Origin of the sequence: Streptomyces sp. NPDC001401 (assembly GCF_042895385.1) — a bacterium.
In the GTDB taxonomy this organism is placed as follows: domain Bacteria; phylum Actinomycetota; class Actinomycetes; order Streptomycetales; family Streptomycetaceae; genus Streptomyces.
On sequence record NZ_JBIAWI010000012.1, the window covers coordinates 166,122 to 189,747 of the forward strand.

Sequence of the window (23,626 nt, forward strand, 5' to 3'; positions counted from 1 at the left end):
TCGGCGGTGGCCCGGCGACTGCACGAGTGCTAGAAATCGCACATGCCGCAAGGATCCTCGCACCGCTGCCCGCACAAGGTCGCCGTGATCGTCGACGAGGGCACCAACCCGTTCGAGGTCGGCGTCACGACCGAGCTCTTCGGGCTGCCGCGGCCCGAACTCGGGCTCCCCGGCCCGCTGTACGAGGTGACACTGTGCACGCCCACCCCCGAGGTGCGCATGAACCACGGCTTCTTCACGCTGACCGGGGTGCCCGGCCTGGACGCCGTGGACGACGCGGACACCCTCGTCGTGCCCGGCCGCCCCGACAACGTCGTGCCGCGCGGGGCCGCCGTACTGGACGCGATTCGCCGCACGCACGCGCGTGGCGCCCGCGTCATGAGCCTGTGCACCGGCAGCTTCGCGCTCGCCGAGGCCGGCCTGCTGGACGGCCGCCGGGCCACCACGCACTGGATGTGGGCCGACGTCTTCCGCAAGCTGCACCCGCAGGTCCGCCTGGAGCCGGACGTGCTCTTCGTCGACGAGGGCGGCATCCTGACCGCGGCCGGCAGCGCGGCAGCGCTCGACCTCGGCCTGCACGTCGTACGCACGGACCACGGCGCCGAGATCGCGAACGCCGTCTCGCGGCGGCTGGTGTTCGCCGCCCACCGGGACGGCGGGCAGCGGCAGTTCGTGGAGCGGCCGGTGCCTCAGGTGCCCGACGAGTCGCTCGGTCCGCTGCTGGCATGGGCGCAGGAGCGGCTGGGGGAGCCGCTGACGGTGGCGGGCCTCGCGGCTCGCGCGGCTGTCTCCCCCGCCACGCTCCACCGCCGCTTCCGGGCGCAGCTCGGTACGACGCCGCTGGCGTGGCTGACGGGGGAGCGGGTGGCGCTCGCCTGCCGGTTGATCGAGCGGGGGGAGGAGCGGCTGGACGTGGTGGCCGCCAGGAGCGGCCTGGGGACCGCGGCCAACCTACGCGCGCGCGTGCGGCGCGAGACCGGACTCAGCCCGTCGGCCTACCGGCGGCGTTTCGGACCGGCCGCCGGGGAAGCGGTGACGGTATGAGATTCCTCGTACGCGACCGGATCCTCGGCATCGGTGACGACTACTGGATCGAGGACGAACACGGCAGCAAGGTGTTCCTCGTCGACGGCAAGGCCATGCGCCTCAGGGACACCTTCGAGCTGAAGGACACGCACGGGCACGTCCTGATCGACATCCACCAGAAGATGTTCGCCCTGCGCGACACGATGGTGATCGAACGGGACGGCGACGCACTCGCGCGCATCAAGCGCAAACGCCTGTCCCTGCTGCGCAACCACTACCGGGTCTCCATGGTCGACGGCACGGAACTGGACGTCAGCGGCAAGATCCTCGACCGGGAGTTCGCCGTCGAGTACGACGGCGAACTGCTGGCCGTGATCTCGCGGCGCTGGCTCCACATCCGGGACACGTACGGCGTCGACGTCGTACGGGAGGACGCGGATCCGGCGCTGCTGATCGCGGTGGCGGTGTGCGTGATCCACCTGGCGGAGAAGGAGCGGGAGGACGACTGAGGGCCGTGGCGGTGCCAGGGCGGTCTACAGGACCCGGTCCTTCAGTGCCGGGAACTGCTCCCGCGTCGTCGCGACCTTCGCCGGATCGAACTCCACGGTGAGGATCTCCTCGTCCGCCCCCGCCTGAGCGAGTACCTCGCCCCACGGATCCACCACGATCGAGTGACCCGCCTGCGGAACTCCCGCATGTGTCCCGGCCGTTCCGCAGGCAAGCACGAACGCCTGGTTCTCGACCGCCCGCGCCTGGGCCAGCAGCGTCCAGTGCGCCCGGCGGCGCTCCGGCCAGCCCGCCGGGACGACCAAGGTCTCGGCGCCGGCGTCGACGAGGCCGCGGAAGAGTTCGGGGAAACGGAGGTCGTAGCAGGTGGCGACGCCGAGGGTCGTCTCGGGCAGGCGCACCGTCACCAGTTCCCGCCCCGCGCCCATCAGCACGGCCTCGCCCTTGTCGAAGCCGAAGCGGTGGATCTTGCGGTAGGCGGCGGCCAGATCACCGGAGGGGGAGAAGACGAGAGAGGTGTTGTAGAGGGGACCGTCAGGGTCACGTTCGGGGATCGAGCCCGCGTGCAGCCACACGCCCGCGTCGCTCGCTGCCTTCGCCATGGCCTCGTACGTCGGTCCCTCGAGCGGCTCGGCCTCGCGGCCGAACTCCTCGTAGGCGAAAGCGCCGGTCGTCCACAGCTCCGGCAGCACGACCAGATCGGCCCCGGCCTGCTCCCGTACCAGCGAGGTCACCCGCCGCCTACGCGATTCGACCGATTCGCCCTCGTCTACGGCGATCTGGATGAGAGAGGCGCGCACACTACCACCGTCCTGGCATTCGAGCCGTCCACACGGGCCTACGATCGTCACACGAAAGCACTGCCGGGGTGCCTCACAGCAGCGTAACTTAGCGTTTCAAGACACCCGCCGAGTGCAGCCACCTCCCGCTGGCAACGCTGCCACCAACCGCCCGTGTACCGACCGCCGAGGGGTCCCGTTCCGTGAGTCTGCATCCCACCCTCCAGCCCTACGCCGACGCCTGGACCCATTCGATCGAAGCGATATCCGAGCTGGTGGGGCCGCTTGTGGAGGGAGAGTGGAACCGGCGGACGCCGTGCCCGGGCTGGTCCGTCCGGGATGTCGTCTCCCATGTCATCGGGCTCGACTGCGAAATGCTCGGCGACCCGCGCCCCATCCACACGCTCCCGCGCGACCTCTTCCACGTCACCAACGACAGCCAGCGCTACATGGAGATGCAGGTCGACGTCCGCCGTCACCACACGGCGCCGGAGATGACCTCCGAGCTGGAGTACGTGATCATCCGCCGCAACCGCCAGCTGCGGAACGAGTCGCGCGACCCTGGCACCAAGGTGCGCGGCCCCCTCGGCACCGAGCTCACCCTCGAAGAGTCCATGCGTGCCCACGCGTTCAACGTGTGGGTGCACGAACAGGACCTCCGGGCGGCCCTCGGCCGCCCCGGCAACCTCGACTCCCCCGGCGCACACATCGCCCGTGACGTGCTGCTCGGCGCGCTCCCCGAGGTCGTCGCCGAAAAGGCGGACGCGCCGCGCAGTTCGGCGATCGTCTTCGACGTGCACGGCCCGGTCGAGTTCCTGCGCACCATCCGCGTCGACATCCAGGGCCGCGGCACCCTCGAGACCGCCCCCGCCCTCGGCCCCGCCGCCACCCTCACCCTCGACTGGGAGACATACGTACGCCTGGCCTGCGGCCGGGTGACACCGGAGGCGGTGGCGGACCGGGTGAAGGCGGAGGGGGCCCCGGAGCTGACGGCGGCGATCCTGCGGAACTTCACGGTGACGCCGTAGCGCCTTCGGATGCGGTGATCAGTGGTCCTCGGTGATCGTCGTGGCGACACCGCCGCTGATCACGACCTTCGCGGAGACGCCCTTCTTGGCGGCGCTCTCCAGCTGGTCCAGGGTGCAGCGCGTGGTCCCCGACGATCCCGCGGTGCCGCAGATGGTGCCCGCGCCATACACCTTGGTGTCGTCGGCGACGTAGAACGCCTGCTCGACGCCCTTCATGTCGGACACGGTGAACTTGCCCGGCGCGAGGTAGCCGACGTTGCCGAGCCAGGTGCCGTTCACGCCCTTCGCGCCGGTGCCGCTGCCGGCGCTCCGGCGTTCGCGTACGACGGTGGCGACGCCCTTCTTGATCGTCACATCGGCGGTGACGGCTGCCTTCTTGGTGGCCGTCTCCAGCTGGTCCAGGGTGCAGCGCGAGCCGCCGCAGATCTTGCCTGCGCCGTAGACCTGGGTGTCGTCGGCGACGAAGAAGGCCTGGTCGGTCTTTCCGGGCACGGACACGATGTACTTGCCCGGGGCAAGGTAGCCGACCGTGCCACCGGTGATCGTCGTGCTCACGCCCTGCTGGGACCTCGACGTGTTCCGGGCGGAGGTGCCCGACGAGCCGGAGTGCTTGGACGTCCCCGAGGTCTTCGACGTCCCCTGCGACTCGGCCGTCTTGGACGCCGATGCGTTCGGGGAGCTGCCGGTGCTCGTGGAACCGTTCTGGCAGGCCGTCATCAGCAAGCCGGCCGTGATCGCGGCGGTGACGAGGGTGGCCTTGCGCACGTGGCGGTTCATCGGGAGGTTCCCTTCGGAAGCGAGGACTGCGTTCGAGGCGTTCGATACGTTCGATGCGCTCGATGACTATGAGGGCCCGCCGGTCCCCCGGGTCACGCCCGTCCTCGCTTCACGACACCTCTGTCACACGCCTATGACAGAGCAACACCTGGGCTGTGAACGTCCATTGCGGTGAACCGCCCCACCTCACGCGGGCACATGCACCGTCTCCACCCGGCTCGCCACCAACCGCTCGCGCTCCCGCCGGGCGACCCGCCCCCGCAGCCGCATGATCTGGCTGACCCCGAGCGCCTGGAGCACGAACACCGCGGAGAACGCGACGGTGTAGTCGTCGCCGGTGGCGTCCAGCAGCACCCCGATCGCGAACAGGGTGGTCATCGACGCGACGAAGCCGCCCATGTTGGTGATCCCGGAAGCCGTTCCCTGCCGCTCCGCCGGGTTGGCCGGCCGCGCGAAGTCGAAGCCGATCATCGAAGCCGGACCGCACGAACCGAGCACCGTGCACAGCACGATCAGCAGCCACATCGGCGCCCGGTCGGCCGGGTAGGCCAGCGTCGCCGCCCACACCGTCGCCGTCGCCGCCACGGTCCCGAGCGCCAGCGGCAGTCGCGCCGCGTGGTGCCGGGCGATGATCTGGCCGTAGACGAGGCCCACGACCATGTTCGACAGGACGACCAGGGTGAGGAGTTCGCCGGCCGTGGCCCGGGACAGGCCCTGCGCCTGGACCAGGAACGGCAGGCCCCACAGCAGCAGGAACACCATCGCCGGGAACTGGGTGGTGAAGTGCACCCACAGCCCGAGCCGCGTCCCCGGCTCCCGCCAGGAGGCCGCGATCTGCCGCCGGACGTAAGCGGCACCCTGGTGCGGGAAGGGCTCGGGCTCGTGGCCCTCCGGGTGGTCCTTGAGGAACAGCAGCATCAGGACGAGGACCACGACACCCGCGAGCGCACTGCCCCCGAACGCCGCCGTCCACCCGACGCCGTGCAGCAGCCGGGCCAGCACCAGCGTGGAGACCAGGTTGCCCGCCATGCCGACCAGGCCCGCGAGCTGGGCGACCAGCGGCCCGCGCCGCGCCGGGAACCAACGGGTGCCCAGCCGCAGCACGCTGATGAACGTCATCGCGTCACCGCACCCGAGCAGCGCACGGGAGGCGAGGGCCATGCCGTACGAGGGCGAGAACGCGAACCCGAGCTGACCGGCCGTGAAGAGAACGACCCCGATGGTCAGCACCTTCTTGGTGCCGAGCCGGTCCACCAGCAGGCCGACGGGTATCTGCATTCCGGCGTAGACGAGGAGCTGCAGGATCGAGAAGGTCGACAGCGCCGAGGCGTTCACATGGAAGCGGTCGGCGGCGTCGAGGCCGGCGACCCCGAGGGACGTACGGAAGATGACGGCGACGAAGTAGACGGAGACGCCGATGCCCCAGACGGCCATCGCGCGCCGGCCGCCCGGCGGATCACCCGGCAGCGCGGTCACGGCGGCCGACGACCTCATCGGACCTCACCCCGGGCCAGGTGCGAGAACCAGCTGACGTGCCGGTGTACGACCCCGACCGCCTCCTCCGCGTCCCCGGAGCGCAGCGCCTGAAGGATCTCCTCGTGCTCGGCGAGGGTCTTGGCGATCCGGTCGGGGTGGGAGTGCAGGACGGCGACGCCCATCCGCAGCTGGCGGTCGCGGAGTTGGTCGTAGAGCCGGGAGAGGATCTCGTTGCCCCCGCTGCGGACGATCTCGGCGTGGAAGCAGCGGTCGGTGACGGCGGCCCCGGCGAGGTCGCCCGCGGCGGCCTGCGCCTTCTGCTTGGCCAGCAGCTCCTCGAGCCGCTCGACGAGCCCGGCGGGGGCGGGCACGGCCTTGCGCGCCGCATGCTCCTCGACCAGCAGCCTGGTCTCCACCACGTCCGCGATCTCCTGCGCGGACACGGGCAGGACCAGGGCTCCCTTTTTCGGGTAGAGCTTGATCAGCCCTTCCACCTCCAGCCGCAGCAGCGCCTCGCGCACCGGAGTGCGGGAGACCCCGACGGCCTCGGCGAGCTCGCCCTCGGTCAGGAGGGTCCCGCCCTCGTAGCGGCGCTCCAGGACGCCCTGCTTGACGTGGGCGTATACGCGGTCGGCGGCGGGTGGTTGCTTGACGGTCTGCTTGCTGGTCAGGGTCCCCGGGCTGCTCATGCGAACAGCATAGATACAACACGTACGCATGAGGACGCCCGTCCAGCATACGGAACACTCGCTGTCCGATTGCTGCCCGAAGGACCCCGCCTCAGCAACAGCACAACCATCTGTGCTACTTACGTGTCACACACGTGCGGCCCCACCTTCTTTGCACGCTCAACTGGGCCGCACGCCAGGGGCATTCAACATACATCGGGGTAAATCACTTGATTACCGGCATTCCGGGCAGCCGTGTCCGCAGAGCCGCCGCCGTCACCGTGACGGCGAGCGCCATGCTCGCGACCGCCGCCCTCACCGCTGCGCCCGCGCAGGCCGTCACCGTGCCCACGATCGTCGCCAAGGGCGGCTACGTGATGGACAACTCGAACGGCAAGACGCTGTACACGAAGGCAGCGGACACCAGGCGCTCCACCGGCTCCACCACCAAGATCATGACCGCCAAGGTCGTGCTCGCATCGGCGAACCTGAACCTCGACGCCAAGGTCACGATCCAGAAGGCGTACAGCGACTACGTCGTCGCCAACAACGCCTCCCAGGCCCACCTGATCGTCGGCGACAAGGTGACCGTCCGCCAGCTGCTCTACGGCCTGATGCTGCCGTCGGGCTGCGACGCCGCCTACGCGCTCGCCGACAAGTTCGGTTCGGGTACGACGCGGGCCGCGCGCGTGAAGTCGTTCATCGGGAAGATGAACACCGCCGCGAAGAACCTGAACCTGCCGAACACGCACTTCGACTCGTTCGACGGCATAGGGAGTGGCTCCAACTACTCGACGCCGCGCGACCTGACGAAGATCGCCAGCAGCGCGATGAAGAACTCCACGTTCCGCACGGTCGTGAAGACGAAGTCGTACACCGCGAAGACCATCACCAAGACGGGCAGCATCCGCACGATGCAGCCGTGGACCAACACCAACGGGCTGCTCAGCAGCTACAGCGGCACCATCGGCGTGAAGACGGGCTCCGGCCCCGAGGCCCAGTACTGCCTCGTCTTCGCCGCCACCCGCAACGGCAAGACGGTCTACGGCACCGTCCTCGCCTCCACCTCCATCGCCCAGCGCGAGGCGGACGCGAAGAAGCTGCTGAACTACGGGTTCGCGAAGCTCGGCTGACGCCGACGTAGGTGATTACGTGACTGGAGGGGTCTGCCGCCTGTGGGCGGTGGGCCCCTCGGTGTCTAGAGTCAGGGGGTGACCGAGCCCTCGCATCTCACTGCGATTCTCACTGCGATCCGGGAGTCGTACGACACCGTCGCCGCCGACTATGCCGAGCAGGTCAAGAGGCCTGGCGAACTGGACCCGTTGTCACGCGCGTTGCTGGCCGCGTTCGCGGAGTCCGTGCGGGAGGACGAGGAGGGGCGACCGGTCGCGGACCTGGGGTGCGGGCCGGGGTTCGTCACCGCACACTTGGCGGAGCTCGGGGTGCCCGCTTTCGGTGTCGACGTCTCGCCGAGGATGGTCGAGATCGCCCGACGGACCCATCCCGGGCTGACCTTCACGGTGGGGTCGATGACCGGACTGGAGATCGCCGACGGGACGCTCGGCGGCATCCTCGCCTTTTACTCCGTCCACCACACACCGCCGGAGGCGCTGCCGGTCGTGTTCGCCGAGTTCTACCGGACGCTGGGACCCGGTGGCCGCCTGATGCTGGCGGGCTGGGTGGGCGACGGCGAGCGGCTCCGCCCGGCGCAGGCGTACGGCGGCCATCCGGTGTCGTACGAGTCCCATCTGCTGCCGGCACAAAGGCTTGTGGAGCTGCTGGAGCAGGCAGGGCTGGTAGTGACGGCGAGGGTGGTGCAGGAGCCGGAGGAGGGGAGAAAGCGGAGGATCGCGACGCTGATGGCGCGGAAGGCGGTCTGAAGTGGTAAAGCGGGATGACGAATTGGCGGTGCTGCTGAAGCGGCTGGCACACCGGCACCGCGTCTACGTCCGCTCCGGGCTGCTACCGGCGACGACTGGCGGCGTGAGCGGCGTCCTGGCCGCCGTCGCCGCCGAACTAAACATCCTTCTCCGGCAGTTGCATCGGCGGGACTGGCAGGACTCTGCGGGCCCGGCGTCCGTCCAGGAGGTCGAGGAGGCCGAGGCCGTCGCTGGGCAGGTCGTGCAGCTGCTCGGGGCGGACGCGCGGTGGTGGTCCAACCGGGACGGCAGCAGCTGGACGGACGTCTCCGGCTGCACCTTCGACAGCCTTGTCGCGGGCACGGACGGGCGGCGCTTCGCGGTACTGATCCAGGTCGGCGAGGACTGATAGACGGGCGCACGCGCGTACAGGTGCCGATGGAGTCCCGTCGCGAAATCGGCCGTCTCTTCCCTCTTGATCGTGAACATCCTTGTGCGGGCTGGCATATTCGATTTTCTCCGTCCTAGCGTCCGCGGCGGAGGTGGTTCACATGATCGAACCCAGCAAGCACCAACCCCGCCCCGGGGCGCAGAAGGACGCGATCGACGTCAGCGACTTCGTGTACGCGGCCACGGGATCGCGCGTACGACGGCTGACCATGCCGGACGGGAAGCACTGGTTTCCGGCGGTGGACGTCTGCAAGGAGTTGGGATACACCACGCCACGCAAGGCCCTCCTCGACCATGTCCCAGAGAAGCACCGAGACTTTCTCGAGACAGTGACTGGAAGTCACTGTCTCAGCATCCCTGCAGGTCGCGAGTGGCGCCGAGACTTGCGCCTCATCGATCTGGAAGGGCTGATCCTTCTGGTCAACGGCTGCACCAAGGAGGAGTGCGCGCCCTTCAAGGAGTGGGCCGCAGAGGTGATCGCGACCGTCCAGCGAGAGGGTTCCTACACACTCGAAGAGGCTGAGGTACAGCCCGCAGACCCCGGTACCCCCATCGCCTACGCCATGCCCGAGCAGGTCGCCGAAGCCATCGTCCGGCTCGAAGAACGCAATCTCGAGGCCGACGAACGATTCGCCACCGCCCAGGACAGGGCACTCGCCCTGCAAGAAAAGATGCTGGAAATCCAGCTGACCATGGCCCAGGCCATGGAGCGCATCGCCAACCGGCTGGACGCCCTGGCTCTCGACCGGCCGACGCCCGCGGCCGAGTTCCCCGAGCGCCCCACGACCGAGACCGTCCTGGCCGACTGGCGGCGGCGATTGTCCGTGACTGAGGACGTCTGGACGGTGGCTGTGGTCATCGCGCCGGTTCTCGTCGAGGAGGGCGAGCTCCGGCAGCCGCTCGAGTCGATCGCGGCTCGGACGGGGCTGTCCGTGCACCGGGTCAATGAGTGCCTGCGCCTGTTGCGCAAGCACGCCTGCATCCGCTCGCAGGGTGCGACGGAGGACGGGGCGCCGGTCTACGTGCTCAGCCACGCCTGAGCTACCTCGTGAGTAACTGAAGGGGCGGCCGCAACGCGAATTTGCGGCCGTCCCTTCAGCGTTCAACCTATCGTGCCGGACCCGTCACGCCCAGGTGATCAACCTCTTCGGCTGCTCCAGAATCGCCGCCACATCAGCCAGCACCTTCGAGCCCAACTCCCCGTCCACCAGCCGGTGATCGAAGCTGAGCGCCAGGGTTGTCACCTGGCGCGGCTTCACCTTGCCCTTGTGGACCCACGGCTGGAGCTTGATCGCGCCGATTGCGAGGATCGCGGACTCACCGGGGTTGAGGATCGGCGTGCCCGTGTCGACGCCGAAGACGCCGACGTTGGTGATGGTCACCGTGCCGCCCTGCATGGCCGCCGGGGACGTCTTGCCCTCGCGAGCCGTCGACACCAACTCGCCCAGGGATTCGGCCAGTTGGGGAAGCGTCTTGGCGTGCGCATCCTTGATGTTCGGGACGATCAGGCCGCGCGGCGTCGCCGCGGCGATGCCCAGGTTGACGTAGTGCTTGAGCACGATCTCCTGGTTCGCCTCGTCCCAGGACGCGTTGATGTCCGGGTTGCGCTTGATGGCGACCAGCAGCGCCTTGGTGATCAGCAGCAAGGGGTTCACGCGCAGTCCCGCGAACTCCTTGTCCTGCTTGAGCTCCTCGACCAGCTTCATCGTGCGGGTCACGTCGATCGTCACGAACTCCGTGACGTGCGGCGCCGTGAACGCCGAGCCGATCATCGCGGCCGCCGTGGCCTTGCGGACGCCCTTGATCGGGATACGGGTCTCACGCGCCGTGTCGTACGTCGCGACCGGGGCCGGGGCCGGGGGCACGGAAACAGCCGGAGCCGTCACAGCCGTCACCGGCTCCGCGGCCGGCGGCGCCACCGCCGCGTGCACGTCCTCGCGCGTGATGATGCCGTCCGGGCCGGACGGGACCACGGTCGCGAGGTCGACGCCCAGGTCCTTCGCCAGCTTGCGCACCGGCGGCTTGGCGAGCGGGCGGGGCTTCTCGGCCGGTGCAGGTGCGGCCGGAGCCGGCCCGTGGCCGTTGAGCTCCTTCTGAACCGCCGTCGAGGCCTCGGAGACCACGACCTCGGGACCCTTGCGCGGGCGGCGCTTGGTGGAGGACGCGGCAACGCCGTAGCCGACGAGCACCGGCTGGCGTCCGGAGCCCTCCGGCTTCTTCTCCTCGGCGGGGGCAGCGGCGGGAGCAGCGGTCTCGGCCGGCGCCGGGGCGGGAGCAGCGGCGCCGCCCGACACGTCCACCGCGATGATCGGCGTGCCCACCTCCACCGTGGTGCCCTCGGGGAAGTGCAGGTCGCGGACCACCCCGTCGTACGGGATGGGCAGTTCCACCGCCGCCTTCGCGGTCTCGACCTCGCACACCACCTGGCCGTCGGTGACCTGGTCGCCGGGCTGGACGTACCACTTGAGGATCTCGGCCTCGGTGAGGCCCTCGCCGACGTCCGGCATTTTGAACTCGCGTACGGACGCTTCCGTCATCGTCGTCACGACCCTCTCCTCAGTACGCCAGGGCGCGGTCGACGGCGTCGAGCACCCGGTCCAGGCCCGGCAGGTACTCCTCCTCCAGGCGGGCCGGCGGGTACGGGGCGTGGTAGCCGCCGACCCTGAGGACCGGTGCCTCCAGGTGGTAGAAGCAGCGCTCCGTGATGCGGGCGGCGATCTCCGCGCCCGAGCCGAAGAACACCGGGGCCTCGTGGACCACCACCAGGCGGCGGGTCTTCTCCACCGACGCCTGGATGGCGTCGAAGTCCAGCGGGGACACCGAGCGCAGGTCCAGGACCTCCAGGTTCTTGCCCTCCTCGGCGGCCGCGTCGGCGACCTCCTGGCAGAGCTTCACCATCGGGCCGTAGGCGACGAGCGTGAGGTCGGTGCCCTCGCGGACCACCTGCGCCTTGTGCAGCGGGCCGGGGATGGCCTCGGTGTTGACCTCGCCCTTGTCCCAGTAGCGCCGCTTGGGCTCGAAGAAGATCACCGGGTCGTCGCTCTGGATGGCCTGCTGCATCATCCAGTACGCGTCCGACGCGTTGGCGGGGCTGACGATCTTCAGGCCCGCCACGTGCGCGAAGAGGGCCTCGGGGGACTCGGAGTGGTGCTCGACCGCGCCGATGCCGCCGCCGTAGGGGATGCGCACGACGACCGGGAGCTTGACCTTGCCCAGCGAGCGGGCGTGCATCTTCGCGAGCTGCGTGACGATCTGGTCGTAGGCCGGGAAGACGAAGCCGTCGAACTGGATCTCCACCACCGGGCGGTAGCCGCGCAGGGCCAGACCGATCGCGGTGCCGACGATGCCCGACTCGGCGAGGGGGGTGTCGATGACGCGGCTCTCGCCGAAGTCCTTCTGGAGGCCGTCCGTCACGCGGAACACGCCACCGAGCTTGCCCACGTCCTCACCCATGATGAGGACCTTGGGGTCGGAGTCCAGGGCACGGCGCAGCGACTCGTTGATCGCCTTGGCCAGGGCCAGCTTTTCGATTGCCATGATCAGACCCCCTCTTCCTCTGCGAACGACGCCTGGTAGGCGGCGAACTGGGCTCGCTCCTCGTCGACGAGCGCGTGCCCGTCCGCGTAGGCGTGCTCGAAGATGGCGAAGTGGTCCGGGTCCGGCATGGCGCGGACCGCCTCACGCACTCGTTTGCCCAACGCCTCGCTCTCGGCCTCGAGTTCCGCGAAGAATCCCTCGTCCGCGTGGTTTGAAGCCTCCAGGTACCGGCGAAGCCGCAGGATCGGGTCCTTCGCCTCCCAGGCCTCGCGCTCCTCGTCGGCCCGGTACTTCGTCGGGTCGTCGGAGGTGGTGTGGGCTCCCATGCGGTACGTGTACGCCTCGACGAGGGTGGGGCCCTCGCCGCTGCGGGCACGCTCCAGGGCCCACTTCGTCACCGCGAGGCAGGCCAGTACGTCGTTGCCGTCGACCCGGACGCCGGGGAAGCCGTAGCCCTGCGCACGCTGGTAGAGCGGTACGCGGGTCTGCTTCTCGGTGGGCTCGGAGATCGCCCACTGGTTGTTCTGGCAGAAGAACACCACGGGGGCGTTGTAGACCGCGGAGAAGGTGAAGGACTCGGCGACGTCGCCCTGGCTGCTCGCGCCGTCGCCGAAGTAGGCGATGACCGCGCTGTCCGCGCCGTCCTTGGCCACGCCCATCGCATAGCCCGTGGCGTGCAGCGTCTGGGAGCCGATGACGATCGTGTACAGGTGGAAGTTGTTGCTGTTGGGGTCCCAGCCGCCGTTGTTCACGCCGCGGAACATGCCCAGCAGGTTGGTCGGGTCGACCCCGCGGCACCAGGCGACGCCGTGCTCGCGGTAGGTCGGGAAGACGTAGTCGTCCTCGCGGGTGGCGCGCCCTGAGCCGATCTGGGCGGCCTCCTGGCCGAGCAGCGAGGCCCACAGGCCCAGCTCGCCCTGGCGCTGCAGGGAGGTGGCCTCGGCGTCGAAGCGGCGGGTGAGCACCATGTCGCGGTACAGGCCGCGGAGCTCATCGGGGGTGATGCCGGCGACGTACTTGTCGTATTCGGCGTTCTTCACGCGCTCGCCCTCGGGCGTCAGCAGCTGTACCAGCTCGGGCTCGGTGCCCGGCGTGTTCGTTGCGGTCGTGCGCTTGCCGGCCGTGCTCTTGGTTCCGGCGCTGCGTCGCGGCTTGCGCGGGGCAGTGCTCTCCACGGTCACGTGTGCTCCTCCGTCGGTCCGGCTACCCGGGTTCGCCGGGCGCCAGTGCGGCTCACCTGAACCCCTACGGGCGCACGGGGTGGGTGCGGCCCGGTCGGGAACAGGCGTGACAGGTGCCCCGGCGAGCGCCCTGCAAAAGGCACGTTACCCAGTGCTCCACATTTCTGTGAAACCCCTCCTGACCTGCGTTTTTGCTTGGATTTCCAAGTAAATCGCGAAAGTCGGGAACTCTTCCTGGTCACAGCCTTGCAGGGGGCCGGAACAACGGCACGTTATCCCGGTGACCCTCGTCACCGGAAGAGTTCACCTCGAGCAGGATCAGGATCAGGGACGAGGATCATGCAGGCCGGAATCGCCGGGTCAGCCGACGCCCGCCGTGCCGCCTGTCGCACCGCTGTCGGTGCCGCCGTCCGCCGGGTCCGTCGGGTTGGACGTCGGCGGGGTCGACGGGGTCGGATCGTCCGTCGGCTCCGCAGACGTCGGCGTGTCCGTCGGCTCGTCGGTGGGCTCGCTGCTGGCGGTCTGGGAGGGGGTGTACGACGGCGTGTACGACGGCGTGTAGGAGCCGGACCCCGAGCTCGTGCCGGTGCCGGTGTCCGTGGACGTGTCCGTCGGCTCGTCGGTGGTGGTGTCGGTGGGCGACTCGGTGGCGGTGTCCTTGCTGGTCGGCGAGGTGGTCGGCGACTGCGAGGTGCCGCTGCCACCGCCCCCGCCACCGCCGTGGTTCAGCGCAAACGCGACCCCCGCGGCGATGGCGATCACCGCGAGGACGGCGAGGATCCACAGCTTGCCGCGGCCGCTGCCCTTGTTGCCGTGCCCCTCGAAGCCGCCGTCGTCCCCGCCGCCGTAGCCGGTGGGCAGGATCGGCTGCGGAATCTGCGTCGTACCGGAGGAGACGCCGGGGTGCGGCAGCACCGTCGTGCTCGCGAAGCCCGACGCCGGGGTGTGCCGGCCCTCGTGCACGGCGACCGGGCCGGTGTTCCAGGTGCCGGTGTGGCCGCCCTGGTCGTACAGCATCTGCAGCCCGTACTGGACGAGCCCGCGCATCTCCTCGGCGGTCTGGAAGCGGTCGTCCGGCTCCTTCGCGAGCGAGCGCATGACGAGGCCGTCGAGCTCCGGCGGCACGGCGTCGGAGACCTCGGACGGCGGCGTCGGGATGTCCTGGACGTGCTGGTAGACCACCGACAGCGGGGTCTCACCCGTGAACGGGGGCCGCAGCGCGAGGAGTTCGTAGAGGAGGCAGCCCGTCGCATACAGGTCGGAGCGGTGATCGACGGCCTTGCCGAGGGCCTGCTCCGGGGAGAGGTACTGCGGCGTGCCCATGACCATGCCGGTCTGCGTCATCGTCGACTGCGCGCCGTGCAGGGCACGGGCGATGCCGAAGTCCATCACCTTCACCGCACCGGTGTGCGTGATGATCACGTTCGCGGGCTTGATGTCGCGGTGCACGATGCCGTGCTGGTGCGAGTAGGCGAGCGCCTCCAGCACGCCGGAGACGATGATCAGTGCCTGCTCCGGACCGGGCGCCTCGGCGTTGATCAGCAGATCGCGGATGGTGCGGCCCTCGACGATCTCCATCACGATGTACGGCACCGAGTGGGCGCCCCCCGTGGCGAAGCCGCCGGTGGACACCATGTCCTCGCCGGAGTCGTACACGGCGACGATCGCATGGTGATTGAGGCCGGCCACCGACTGGGCCTCGCGCGTGAAGCGGGCCTTGGAGACCGGGTCCTCGGCGAGGTCGGCACGGAGCAGCTTGACCGCGACGGTGCGCCCGAGGCGCACGTCCTCCGCGGCGAAAACCTCTGCCATGCCGCCCCGGCCGAGTCTGCGGGTCAGCCGGTACCGGCCGTCCCCGACCAGCCCGCCGTTACCCCACATTTCCGGCGCATCTGACATACCGCCGCCAGCCGCCTCGGGGTCGGACGGGCCCTGGGCGCGCTGCTGCTGTGCCATCAGTCCTCGCCGTCGTTTCTGCCCGCGGTGCGCGCGGTGTTGTTACGGTCTCCGTCGGCCACGCTACAGCCTCAACGCAAGCCGCCGGTCCGAGAAGGGGGCCGGAACCGGCACAGGACGGACCGGCCATCAAACCGTCACTTCGTCTGTGCGTGCAAGTTCTGTGTACCGCCCGTACAGCCTCTGTAACGCTCCCGCGACGCTTCTATCGCTAACGGTCACGGATCGGGCACCGCGCTTGACGTGTCAGTGCCCTGGGGCAGACTTGGCCGGGAATAGCACTTTGGATCATCGGCGGTCAACGGCGCCTCAAGGCCCACGGGGGAAGCGGAACATGAGCCAGGACGGCGCACAGGGCCGGTATCCGGGGCGGGCGCTCGCCGGCGGCCGCTATCAGCTGCGCGACCTCCTCGGCGAGGGCGGCATGGCCTCCGTGCACCTCGCGTACGACTCCGTGCTCGACCGCCAGGTCGCGATCAAGACGCTGCACACCGAACTCGGCCGGGAGCAGGCCTTCCGCGAGCGTTTCCGCCGCGAGGCCCAGGCCGTGGCCAAGCTCACGCACACCAATATCGTCTCGGTCTTCGACACCGGCGAGGACAGCCTCGACGGGATGACGACGCCGTACATCGTCATGGAGTACGTCGAGGGCCGCCCGCTGGGCTCGGTGCTCGACGAGGACGTACGGCAGTTCGGCGCGATGCCGGCCGACAAGGCGCTGAAGATCACCGCGGACGTTCTGGCGGCGCTGGAGATCAGCCACGAGATGGGCCTGGTCCACCGGGACATCAAGCCGGGCAACGTGATGGTCACCAAGCGCGGTGTCGTCAAGGTGATGGACTTCGGCATCGCGCGCGCCATGCAGTCCGGTGTGACGTCGATGACACAGACCGGCATGGTCGTCGGCACCCCGCAGTATCTGTCGCCGGAGCAGGCGCTGGGGCGGAGCGTGGACGCCCGGTCCGACCTCTACTCGGTCGGCATCATGCTGTTCCAACTGGTCACCGGGCGGCTGCCGTTCGAGGCGGACTCGCCGCTCGCGATCGCGTACGCGCATGTGCAGGAGGAGCCGGTGACTCCTTCGTCGGTCAACCGGGCGCTGCCGCCCGCGGTGGACGCGCTGGTTGCCCGCGCGCTGAAGAAGAACCCGAACGAGCGCTTCCCGAGCTCCGAGTCCATGCGTGGCGAGTGCCTGCGTGTGGCCGCGTCCTTCCAGGCCGCCCCGCCGAGCATCGTGCCGGGCGCGCGCACCCAGAGCGGCACCGGCGTCGGCGCCGCGGTGTTCCCGCCGGTCGGCCAGGCACCCCCGGCGCAGCCGGGCCCCGTACAGACGCCGTACCAGCCGCCCCAGCCGCCGACCCCCAACCCGTACAGCGCCCCGACGCCTCCTCCTTCCCCGGCGTACGGCTACCCGCAGCAGGGCGGCTACCGGACGCCGTCCCCGTACGCGCAGCCGCAGACCCCGCCGCCGTACAACATCACGCCCCAGCACAGGCCCTCCGCGCCCTCGGGCGGCGGCAGGAGCAACAAGTCGGTGGTCATCGGCACGATCGTCGTCTCGATCATCGCCGTCGGCGGCCTGATCGCGGCACTGGCGCTCAACGGGGGCAGCGGAGGCAACGAGGGCAAGGGCGGCGGCACCAGCAGCAGCGCGAGTGCTTCGGCGACCCATGCGGCGGACTGGCGCGGGCCGGACACGACGAAGGTGATCGACTCGACGGAGTGCACGGAGCCCCAGGAGTCGTACACCGACGAGAACAAGATCCGGGTTCCCGACTTCCGGTTCAAGTACATCGAGTCGGTCAGGGAGTGCGTGAAGGCCGCGGGCTGGTCGCTGGTCGTCAACGACTACAACGAGAACACGTATGGCGAGGGCGCGGTGATCGACCAGTCCCCCGAGGCCGGCTCGGACGTCGACCCGGACAAGGTCGTGATCAAGCTCGACGTCTCGACCGGCAACCCGTCCTGATCCCGGAGCGCGCATACGAAGGGCCCGGCGGTTTCGGCCGCCGGGCCCTTTCGCTTGCGTAGCTGGTCGCTTGCGTGGCTACAGGTACGGTCCGCCCGAGCGGCCGGCCGTGTGGCCGTCCTCGCCCATCTCGTGGCCGACGCCCGGCGGCAGCGCGCGCCGCATCTGCTCCAACTGGGCCCGCGCGGCCATCTGCTGGGCGAACAGCGTGGTCTGGATCCCGTGGAAGAGGCCCTCCAGCCAGCCCACCAACTGGGCCTGCGCGATGCGCAGTTCGGCGTCGCTGGGCGTGCCGTCGTCCGTGAAGGGCAGCGAGAGCCGCTCCAGTTCCTCGACCAGCTCCGGCGCCAGCCCGTCCTCCAGCTCCTTCACCGAGCTGCGGTGGATCTCCTTGAGCCGGACCCGGCTCGCCTCGTCCAGAGGAGCGACGCGCACCTCCTCCAGGAGCTGCTTGATCATGCTGCCGATCCGCATCACCTTGGCCGGCTGCTCGACCTGCTCCGTCACCGGAATCTCGCGAGAGTCGTCGTCTCCACCGCCGATTGCCATGCCGTCCTGGCCCACGACCAGGATCTGGGGGGTCTCCGGCGACCGTTCGTTCCTCGGCATCTCCATGCCGCCATTCTCTCGCACGCGTGCATCTCATCACCGTGGTGCCCCCTGTGGAGGGTGATCCACCGTTTACGGTGCGGGAGTTTCCGTCCTCAGCCGCAGCAGCCGGGCCTCGCAGTGGTCGAGCCAGCGGATCTCGGCCTCGGTGTGACAGATGAGCTGCTCCAGGACGAGCAGCCGCGCCAGCTCGTCCGGATGCCCGGGCCCCCGCGCGAGCGCCTGCGCCCGCTGCCGCACGTACTCGTGCAGCGCCTGAGCCACATGCCGGCGCTGCGCCTCGACGACCTTCCGTACGTCGACGCCGGGCGCCCCGACCGCCAGGACCAGCTTGATCGCCAGCTCGTCGCGCGGCGGAGCGGCCCGCTGAACGGGACGCGCGAACCAGGACCGCAGCTCGGCCCGGCCCGCCTCCGTCAGCGCGTACAGCACCCGCCCGGCCTGGTCCTCGCCGTCCTGGACGACCATCCCGTCCCGCTCCAGCCGGCCGAGGGTCGTATAGACCTGCCCGATGTTCAGCGGCCAGGTGCCGGCCGTGCGCGCCTCGAACTCCGTGCGCAGCCGTGAGCCGTAGCGGGGGCCGTGTTCGAGGAGCGCCAGCAGCCCATGACGAATCGACATACCCGGATTGTGCAGCGGGTTCGGATTTTTGGCGGAACCCGGAATGCCGGAAGTACGGGGCAATGTGACGCTTGGGGCGTGAATCCATGGCTGAGTGCTTTGAAGGGGGCTGGACTGGTGGTGGGGGTGGGGGCGGGCGTACTCGCGTTTACGTGCGGGAGTGGTTCGTCGTACGGGGCTGTTGCGTCGTACGGGGCTGTTGCGTCGTACGGGGCTGTTGCGTCGTACGGGGCCGTATCGACGCACGGGAGCTTTTCGACGCACGGGGCCGTATCGACGTATGACGCTGGGCGCACGCCCGCTGCCGGCGCCCCTGCGGCTGCTTCCCGATCTGCCTCTGCCTCCGCCTCCGCCTCCTCTGCCACCTCCCCCGAGCCGTCGCGTGCCGGGAGCCGGGCGGGTGAGGGGCGGGAGCGGCCCGGGCGGCGGGAGACGCCACCGGCGGAGTCCACGGGCGATTCCTCGGACGAGGGGGACCAGAGCCGGAACACGGCCCACCCAGCGGGGGAGGACACGGGCGCGGACGCCTCCGCGTCACCGCCCGCGGAGGCCGGACTGGTGCCCTCCAAGCCCCCGCAGCGCCCCGGACAGCAGGGCGCCACGCAGGCCGCGCAGCCCGCCGAGCCCGTTCTGCGGATCCTGCCGCTGGGCAGCGGACTGGTCCTGATCGGGCTCGGCCTGGGACTCGCCTTCATCGGCCTGCGGATGCGACGGGCATAGGGAACTCGGGCAATTCAGGGCACGACCAGCAGCACCTTGCCCACGTGTCCGCTCTCCTCCACGACCCGGTGGGCCGCCGCCGCGTCGTTCATCGGGATTTCGCGGTCGACGACCGGGCGGACGTGGCCGGCGTCGAGCAGGGGCCACACGTGCTCGCGTACGGCCGCGACGATCGCCGCCTTCTCGTCGAGCGGACGGGCGCGCAGCGAGGTCGCACTGACGGCGGCCCGCTTGTTCAGGAGCGCGGCGATGTTCAGTTCGCCCTTGATGCCGCCCTGCATGCCGATGATCGCGAGACGGCCGTTGACGGCGAGCGTCTGGACGTTTCGGTCCAGGTACTTCGCGCCCATGTTGTCGAGGATGACGTCGGCGCCCGCACCGTCCGTGGCCTTCTTGACCTCGGCGACGAAGTCCTGCTCCCGGTAGTTGATCAGGATGTCGGCGCCCAGTTCGGCGCACCGCTCCAGCTTCTCCTTGGTGCCCGCAGTGACGGCGACCTTGGCGCCGACGGCCTTGGCCAGCTGGATCGCCATGGTGCCGATGCCGCTGGAGCCACCGTGCACGAGCAGCGTCTCGCCGGGGCGCAGATGGGCGACCATGAAGACGTTGGACCAGACCGTGCAGACCACCTCGGGGAGCGCGGCCGCCTGCTTGAGGTCGACGCCCTTGGGGACGGGCAGCAGCTGGCCGGCCGGGATCGCGACCTTCTCGGCGTAGCCGCCGCCGGCGAGCAGGGCGCACACCTCGTCGCCGACGGCCCAGCCGGAGGCTCCGGGACCGAGCGCGGCCACCCGGCCGGAGCACTCCAGACCGGGGTAGCGGGACGCGCCGGGCGGCGGGTCGTAGAAGCCCTGCCGCTGCAGGATGTCGGCGCGGTTGACGGCGCCGGCCACCACCTCGACCAGGACCTCGCCCTCACCGGCCACCGGATCCGGGACCTCGTCCCACACCAGCGCCTCGGGCCCACCAGGTTCGGGAATCGTGATCGCATGCATGAAGGGGACGCTACTCCCTCCCCCTCGCTGTACCGGTAGGTGTCAGCCCTGTCGGAAGGGCCGGACGCCGGATGCGACCTGTGCGCCCGGCGACGCCCGCACGATCGTGATCAGCCGGTCCGTCAACTGCAGTGTCCCGACGGCCGGATCGTCGTATCCGAGCACCCGGTGCCCGCGTACGACGCTCACGACCAGGTCCTCGGTCTCTCGCGGTGTCTTGCCGACCTCGGCCTTTATGACCGTCCGCTCGATCATGTCGAGCCCGCTGCCCTGCTGGATGAGGTCCTCCATGACCATGCCGGCCGCGGGGCTGAGCACGGACAGGCCGAGCAGACGGCCGGCGGCGCCGGCGCTGGTGATGACCGCGTCGGCGCCGGACTGCTGGAGCAGCGGCACGTTCTCCTCCTCGCGCACCGCGGCCACGATCTTCGCCCCGCGGTTGAGCTGCCGAGCCGTCAGCGTGACGAGTACGGCGGTGTCGTCGCGCTGGGTGGCGATGATGATCTGCCGCGCCCGGTGCACCTCGGCCCGCTTGAGCACGTCGCTGCGCGTCGCGTCCCCCAGGACACCGGCGTAGCCGTCGGCCGTCGCGGCGTCGATGACCTCGGCGGCCGGGTCGACCACGACGACCTGCTCCTTCTTCAGCCCCGTCGCACACACGGTCCGGATCGCCGAGCGCCCCTTCGTCCCGAAGCCGACGACGACGGTGTGATCTCGCAACGTGGACCTCCAGCGGTTCAGGCGCCATTCCTCACGCGTGCGTTCGGTGAGGACCTCGAGCGTGGTGCCGACCAGGATGATCAGGAAGAGCACGCGCAGCGGCGTGATGACGAAGATGTTGGTGAGCCGTGCGCCGTCACTGACCGGTGTGATGTCGCCGTATCCCGTGGTGGAAAGGGTGACGGTCGCGTAGTAGAAGGCGTCGAGCAGGTCGACCGATCCGTCGGAGTTGTCGTTGTAGCCGTCGTGGTCGGCGTAGACGATCAGGGCGGTCGCGAGCAGGACCGCCAGGGCCAGTAACAGCCGTTTGGCGACCTGGCGGATCGGCCGCTCGACCACCTTCCTCGGCAGTTTCACCCGATGGGTCACGAGATGTTCGTCCGCTTGGCGGGCGATCGCGTCATGGCCCGGAAGTTTCACGTGAAACACACCCCGATTCCGGCGGACGCCCAGGGCAGGTCGAGGAGTTCCAGCTCCTGACCTGGGCGGGAGCCGCCCGGTGGTACGACGGCGAGGCCGTCGGCCGCCGCGATGCCGCGCAGCATGGCCGGACCGTTGTAGTGCAGCGGTACGGCGCTGTCGCCGCGCAGCACGACGGGGATGAGCCGGGTGTCGTGCGGGTGCCCGTGTGCCCCGTCCTGGAGCGGCAGGGTGTACGGCTCCGGGGCGGGACGTGCGGCGAGCGTGCGCAGCAGGGGTTCGGCGAGGGTGAGCAGACCGGAGACGGCGGCGAGGGGGTTGCCGGGCAGGCCGACGAGGTGCTGGTTCTCCTTGGTGCGGGCCAGCAGCATGGGGTGGCCGGGGCGCACCTTCACGCCGTCGACGAGGAGCTCGGCGCCGATCCGCTCCAGGATGGGGTGGACGTGGTCGACGGGGCCGGAGGCAGTGCCGCCGGTGGTGACGATCAGGTCGGCTTCGGAGCCTGTGATGGCCTTGCGCAGGGCCTTTGCGTCGTCGCCGAGCCTTCGTACGGACGTCACCTCGGCGCCCAGCGCCCGCAGCCAGGGCGGCAGCATCGGGCCGAGGGCGTCCCTGATCAGGCCGTCGTGCGGTCGCCCTTCGGTGAGCAACTCGTCGCCCAGGACGAGGACTTGGACGCGGGGGCGGGGGACGGCGGTGACGGTGTCGTAGCCGGCGGCCGCGGCGAGGCCGAGTACGGCCGGGGTCACGAGGGCGCCGACGGGGAGGAGCTGGTCGCCGGTGCGGCACTCCTGGCCGCGGGGGCGGATGTCCTGGCCGTGCTGCATGTCGCGGGTGGCGTGCAGGCGGCCCTTGTCGTCGGTGCGGCCGTGTTCGCTGCGGATCACGGCGGTGGTGTCGGGGGGGATGCGGGCGCCGGTGGCGATACGGACGGCCTCGCCGTCGGTGAGGGCTTCGGCCTCGGCGTGTCCGGCCAGGACGCCCTCGCCCCGTACGTCCCAGGGGCCGGGTCCCGCGACCGCCCATCCGTCCATCGCGGAGGTGTCGAAGGAGGGCAGGTCGGTGAGGGCCGTGAGGGGGGCGGCGAGGGTGAGGCCGAGGGAGGCCTCGAGGGGGACCGAGACGAGGGGGCGGCGGGCGCCGGACCGGGCGGCGCGTGCGGCGATCACCCGGGCTTCGGGCCAGGAGGTGGCCTTGTGGTGGGCGTCGGACTTGTGCGGCGCGGCGTGGTGGGCACCCTGCGGGGCGGGTACGGAGTCGCCGGGGGTGCGGTTGTCGGGGTCCTTCACCAGGGCGAGCACCTCCTCGACGTCGAGGTCTTCGATGTCCTCGCCGGTGGGGGTGGAGCGGGCGGTCATCCGGCGTCCGGGCGGGTGTAGGGGGTGGCGTCGGGGTCGGTACCGGGCTTGGCGCCGGCGGCCTCGTCCGCCTCGGCGGCCCAGCGCAGGGCGAGGGCCACGGCCTTGCGGGTGGCTTCGGCGACGGCTTCGGGGCCCCCTCCGGCCTGGGCGGCCGCGTAGCCGACGAGGAAGGTGGTCAGTGGTGCCGCGGGCCTGGCCACTCCGTGGGCGGCGTCGCGGGCGAGGTCGAGCAGGATGCCGGTGTCGACGTCTAGGTCGATGCCCAGCTCGTCCTTGGCTGCGGAAATCCATTCATCCAACACGTGCCCATGCTCCCTGATGCGTGCCCTGGCGGTGGCGATGTCGTCCCAGGTGTCGCAGTCGAAGGAGGCGACGGGGTCCGGGACGCGGGTGAGGTGGAGGGCGGCGGTCAGCCGGCGCAGCGGCAGCCCGGTGAGGCTGCCCTGCTCGGTGGAGAGGGCGGCCAGTTCGCGGCGCAGCGCCTGCGTGCGGTAGGCGGCCACGAGGGGCTGGTCACGGCCGTCGGCGTCGGTGAGCAGGACGCCTTCGGCGTCGCTCGCGCGCAGCGCGCTCAGCAGCCGCCGCACGGTGGCCGCCCCGAGGAACGGCAGGTCGGCGGAGAGGACGACGGTCTGCTCGGCCGTGGTGTGGTGCAGCCCGGCGCCGAGCGCCGCAAGGGGTCCGCCGCCGGGCGGGTCCTCGCGGGCCCACAGCACGGGCCGGGCGGTGGGCCGGGCGCCGGCGACGACGACGGTCGTACGGGCGTCGGCGCAGGCGGTCAGCACCCGGTCGAGCAGCGCTCGGCCGCCGACACGTACACCGGGCTTGTCAGCGCCGCCGAGCCGCCGGGCGGCGCCCCCGGCGAGCACGACGGCGTCGTACGCGTCGTACGGCGGGTCGGCGCCGCTGTCGCCGGAGGGCTCGTACGAGGTCATCCCCCGAGTATGCGTGCCGTCGCGATCACAGG

Annotated in this window: 24 protein-coding genes; 10 read left to right on the forward strand and 14 right to left on the reverse strand. The window is 70.4% G+C overall.

Annotated features, from left to right (window positions below; genetic code table 11):
* Window positions 1-42: 42 nt before the first annotated feature.
* A complete protein-coding gene (locus tag ACFY10_RS34365; RefSeq protein ID WP_390669149.1) occupies window positions 43-1,044 on the forward strand; it encodes a GlxA family transcriptional regulator in 1,002 nt (333 codons plus the stop codon).
* Window positions 1,041-1,535, forward strand: a complete 495-nt coding sequence (locus tag ACFY10_RS34370; protein WP_390669150.1) for an LURP-one-related/scramblase family protein — start codon at window positions 1,041-1,043, stop codon at window positions 1,533-1,535. The genes ACFY10_RS34365 and ACFY10_RS34370 overlap by 4 nt, the downstream gene beginning before the upstream one ends.
* A 24-nt stretch (window positions 1,536-1,559) precedes the next feature.
* On the opposite strand, the gene ACFY10_RS34375 is transcribed toward ACFY10_RS34370, so the two are convergent.
* Window positions 1,560-2,333, reverse strand: coding sequence for a carbon-nitrogen family hydrolase (locus ACFY10_RS34375; protein WP_390669151.1), 774 nt, complete (start codon window positions 2,331-2,333; stop codon window positions 1,560-1,562).
* 182 nt (window positions 2,334-2,515) lie between these two features.
* Here ACFY10_RS34375 and ACFY10_RS34380 point away from each other — a divergent pair, with 182 nt between their 5' ends.
* Window positions 2,516-3,340: a maleylpyruvate isomerase family mycothiol-dependent enzyme gene (locus ACFY10_RS34380; protein ID WP_390669152.1), complete on the forward strand. Its 825-nt coding sequence runs from the start codon at window positions 2,516-2,518 to the stop codon at window positions 3,338-3,340.
* Window positions 3,341-3,358: 18 nt separating this feature from the next.
* Here ACFY10_RS34380 and ACFY10_RS34385 read toward each other — a convergent pair whose 3' ends face one another.
* Window positions 3,359-3,895: a hypothetical protein gene (locus ACFY10_RS34385; protein WP_390669153.1), complete on the reverse strand. Its 537-nt coding sequence runs from the start codon at window positions 3,893-3,895 to the stop codon at window positions 3,359-3,361.
* On the opposite strand from ACFY10_RS34385, the gene ACFY10_RS34390 reads away from it, so the two are divergent.
* A complete protein-coding gene (locus ACFY10_RS34390; protein WP_390669154.1) occupies window positions 3,879-4,292 on the forward strand; it encodes a hypothetical protein in 414 nt (137 codons plus the stop codon). The two genes, ACFY10_RS34385 and ACFY10_RS34390, sit on opposite strands and share 17 nt — an antisense overlap.
* A gap of 11 nt (window positions 4,293-4,303) precedes the next feature.
* On the opposite strand, the gene ACFY10_RS34395 is transcribed toward ACFY10_RS34390, so the two are convergent.
* Both ACFY10_RS34395 and ACFY10_RS34400 read right to left on the reverse strand, forming a co-directional pair.
* Window positions 4,304-5,611 carry a nitrate/nitrite transporter gene (locus ACFY10_RS34395; RefSeq protein ID WP_390669155.1) on the reverse strand — a complete coding sequence of 436 codons (1,308 nt, stop codon included), beginning with the start codon at window positions 5,609-5,611 and terminating at the stop codon, window positions 4,304-4,306.
* Complete coding sequence (locus tag ACFY10_RS34400) at window positions 5,608-6,282, reverse strand: GntR family transcriptional regulator (RefSeq protein ID WP_390669156.1); 675 nt, start codon at window positions 6,280-6,282, stop codon at window positions 5,608-5,610. The genes ACFY10_RS34395 and ACFY10_RS34400 overlap by 4 nt, the downstream gene beginning before the upstream one ends.
* Window positions 6,283-6,491: 209 nt before the next feature.
* Here ACFY10_RS34400 and ACFY10_RS34405 point away from each other — a divergent pair, with 209 nt between their 5' ends.
* From ACFY10_RS34405 to ACFY10_RS34420, 4 genes are all read left to right on the forward strand, one after another.
* Window positions 6,492-7,394, forward strand: a complete 903-nt coding sequence (locus ACFY10_RS34405) for a D-alanyl-D-alanine carboxypeptidase family protein (protein WP_390669157.1) — start codon at window positions 6,492-6,494, stop codon at window positions 7,392-7,394.
* Between the two features lie 78 nt (window positions 7,395-7,472).
* Window positions 7,473-8,141: a class I SAM-dependent DNA methyltransferase gene (locus ACFY10_RS34410; protein ID WP_390669158.1), complete on the forward strand. Its 669-nt coding sequence runs from the start codon at window positions 7,473-7,475 to the stop codon at window positions 8,139-8,141.
* Between the two features lies 1 nt (window position 8,142).
* A complete protein-coding gene (locus ACFY10_RS34415; protein ID WP_390669159.1) occupies window positions 8,143-8,529 on the forward strand; it encodes a hypothetical protein in 387 nt (128 codons plus the stop codon).
* Between the two features lie 142 nt (window positions 8,530-8,671).
* Window positions 8,672-9,610 (forward strand): Bro-N domain-containing protein, encoded by a 939-nt coding sequence (locus tag ACFY10_RS34420; RefSeq protein WP_390669160.1) that lies wholly within the window; start codon window positions 8,672-8,674, stop codon window positions 9,608-9,610.
* 84 nt (window positions 9,611-9,694) lie between these two features.
* Here ACFY10_RS34420 and ACFY10_RS34425 read toward each other — a convergent pair whose 3' ends face one another.
* The 4 genes from ACFY10_RS34425 to ACFY10_RS34440 all read right to left on the reverse strand — a co-directional run bounded on the left by ACFY10_RS34425 (window position 9,695) and on the right by ACFY10_RS34440 (window position 15,244).
* A complete protein-coding gene (locus ACFY10_RS34425) occupies window positions 9,695-11,116 on the reverse strand; it encodes a dihydrolipoamide acetyltransferase family protein (protein WP_390669161.1) in 1,422 nt (473 codons plus the stop codon).
* A gap of 10 nt (window positions 11,117-11,126) precedes the next feature.
* Window positions 11,127-12,107, reverse strand: a complete 981-nt coding sequence (locus tag ACFY10_RS34430; protein ID WP_390669162.1) for an alpha-ketoacid dehydrogenase subunit beta — start codon at window positions 12,105-12,107, stop codon at window positions 11,127-11,129.
* Between the two features lie 2 nt (window positions 12,108-12,109).
* Window positions 12,110-13,288: a pyruvate dehydrogenase (acetyl-transferring) E1 component subunit alpha gene (gene pdhA / locus ACFY10_RS34435; RefSeq protein WP_390669163.1), complete on the reverse strand. Its 1,179-nt coding sequence runs from the start codon at window positions 13,286-13,288 to the stop codon at window positions 12,110-12,112.
* Window positions 13,289-13,648: 360 nt separating this feature from the next.
* On the reverse strand, window positions 13,649-15,244 hold the full coding sequence (locus ACFY10_RS34440) for a protein kinase (RefSeq protein ID WP_390669164.1): 1,596 nt from the start codon (window positions 15,242-15,244) through the stop codon (window positions 13,649-13,651).
* Between the two features lie 334 nt (window positions 15,245-15,578).
* On the opposite strand from ACFY10_RS34440, the gene ACFY10_RS34445 reads away from it, so the two are divergent.
* Entirely contained in the window at window positions 15,579-17,213 is a 1,635-nt protein-coding gene (locus ACFY10_RS34445; RefSeq protein WP_390669165.1) for a protein kinase, read from the forward strand.
* A 78-nt stretch (window positions 17,214-17,291) separates the two neighbouring features.
* Here the strand turns inward: ACFY10_RS34445 and ACFY10_RS34450 are convergent, their stop codons facing one another.
* Complete coding sequence (locus ACFY10_RS34450) at window positions 17,292-17,828, reverse strand: bacterial proteasome activator family protein (RefSeq protein ID WP_390669166.1); 537 nt, start codon at window positions 17,826-17,828, stop codon at window positions 17,292-17,294.
* A 66-nt stretch (window positions 17,829-17,894) separates the two neighbouring features.
* Window positions 17,895-18,443: a PadR family transcriptional regulator gene (locus ACFY10_RS34455; protein WP_390669167.1), complete on the reverse strand. Its 549-nt coding sequence runs from the start codon at window positions 18,441-18,443 to the stop codon at window positions 17,895-17,897.
* Window positions 18,444-19,001: 558 nt separating this feature from the next.
* Between ACFY10_RS34455 and ACFY10_RS34460 the strand changes: the two genes are divergently transcribed.
* Window positions 19,002-19,163 (forward strand): hypothetical protein, encoded by a 162-nt coding sequence (locus ACFY10_RS34460; protein WP_390669168.1) that lies wholly within the window; start codon window positions 19,002-19,004, stop codon window positions 19,161-19,163.
* 14 nt (window positions 19,164-19,177) lie between these two features.
* Here the strand turns inward: ACFY10_RS34460 and ACFY10_RS34465 are convergent, their stop codons facing one another.
* Genes ACFY10_RS34465 through ACFY10_RS34480 form a run of 4 tightly spaced genes read right to left on the reverse strand, consistent with a single transcriptional unit; the run spans window position 19,178 to window position 23,594 of the window.
* A complete protein-coding gene (locus ACFY10_RS34465) occupies window positions 19,178-20,158 on the reverse strand; it encodes an NAD(P)H-quinone oxidoreductase (protein WP_390669169.1) in 981 nt (326 codons plus the stop codon).
* Between the two features lie 42 nt (window positions 20,159-20,200).
* Window positions 20,201-21,298 (reverse strand): potassium channel family protein, encoded by a 1,098-nt coding sequence (locus ACFY10_RS34470; protein WP_390669170.1) that lies wholly within the window; start codon window positions 21,296-21,298, stop codon window positions 20,201-20,203.
* Window positions 21,295-22,656, reverse strand: a complete 1,362-nt coding sequence (locus ACFY10_RS34475) for a molybdopterin molybdotransferase MoeA (protein WP_390669171.1) — start codon at window positions 22,654-22,656, stop codon at window positions 21,295-21,297. Before ACFY10_RS34475 ends, ACFY10_RS34470 begins: the two co-directional genes overlap by 4 nt.
* A complete protein-coding gene (locus ACFY10_RS34480; protein ID WP_390669172.1) occupies window positions 22,653-23,594 on the reverse strand; it encodes an NTP transferase domain-containing protein in 942 nt (313 codons plus the stop codon). Before ACFY10_RS34480 ends, ACFY10_RS34475 begins: the two co-directional genes overlap by 4 nt.
* Window positions 23,595-23,626: the final 32 nt, after the last annotated feature.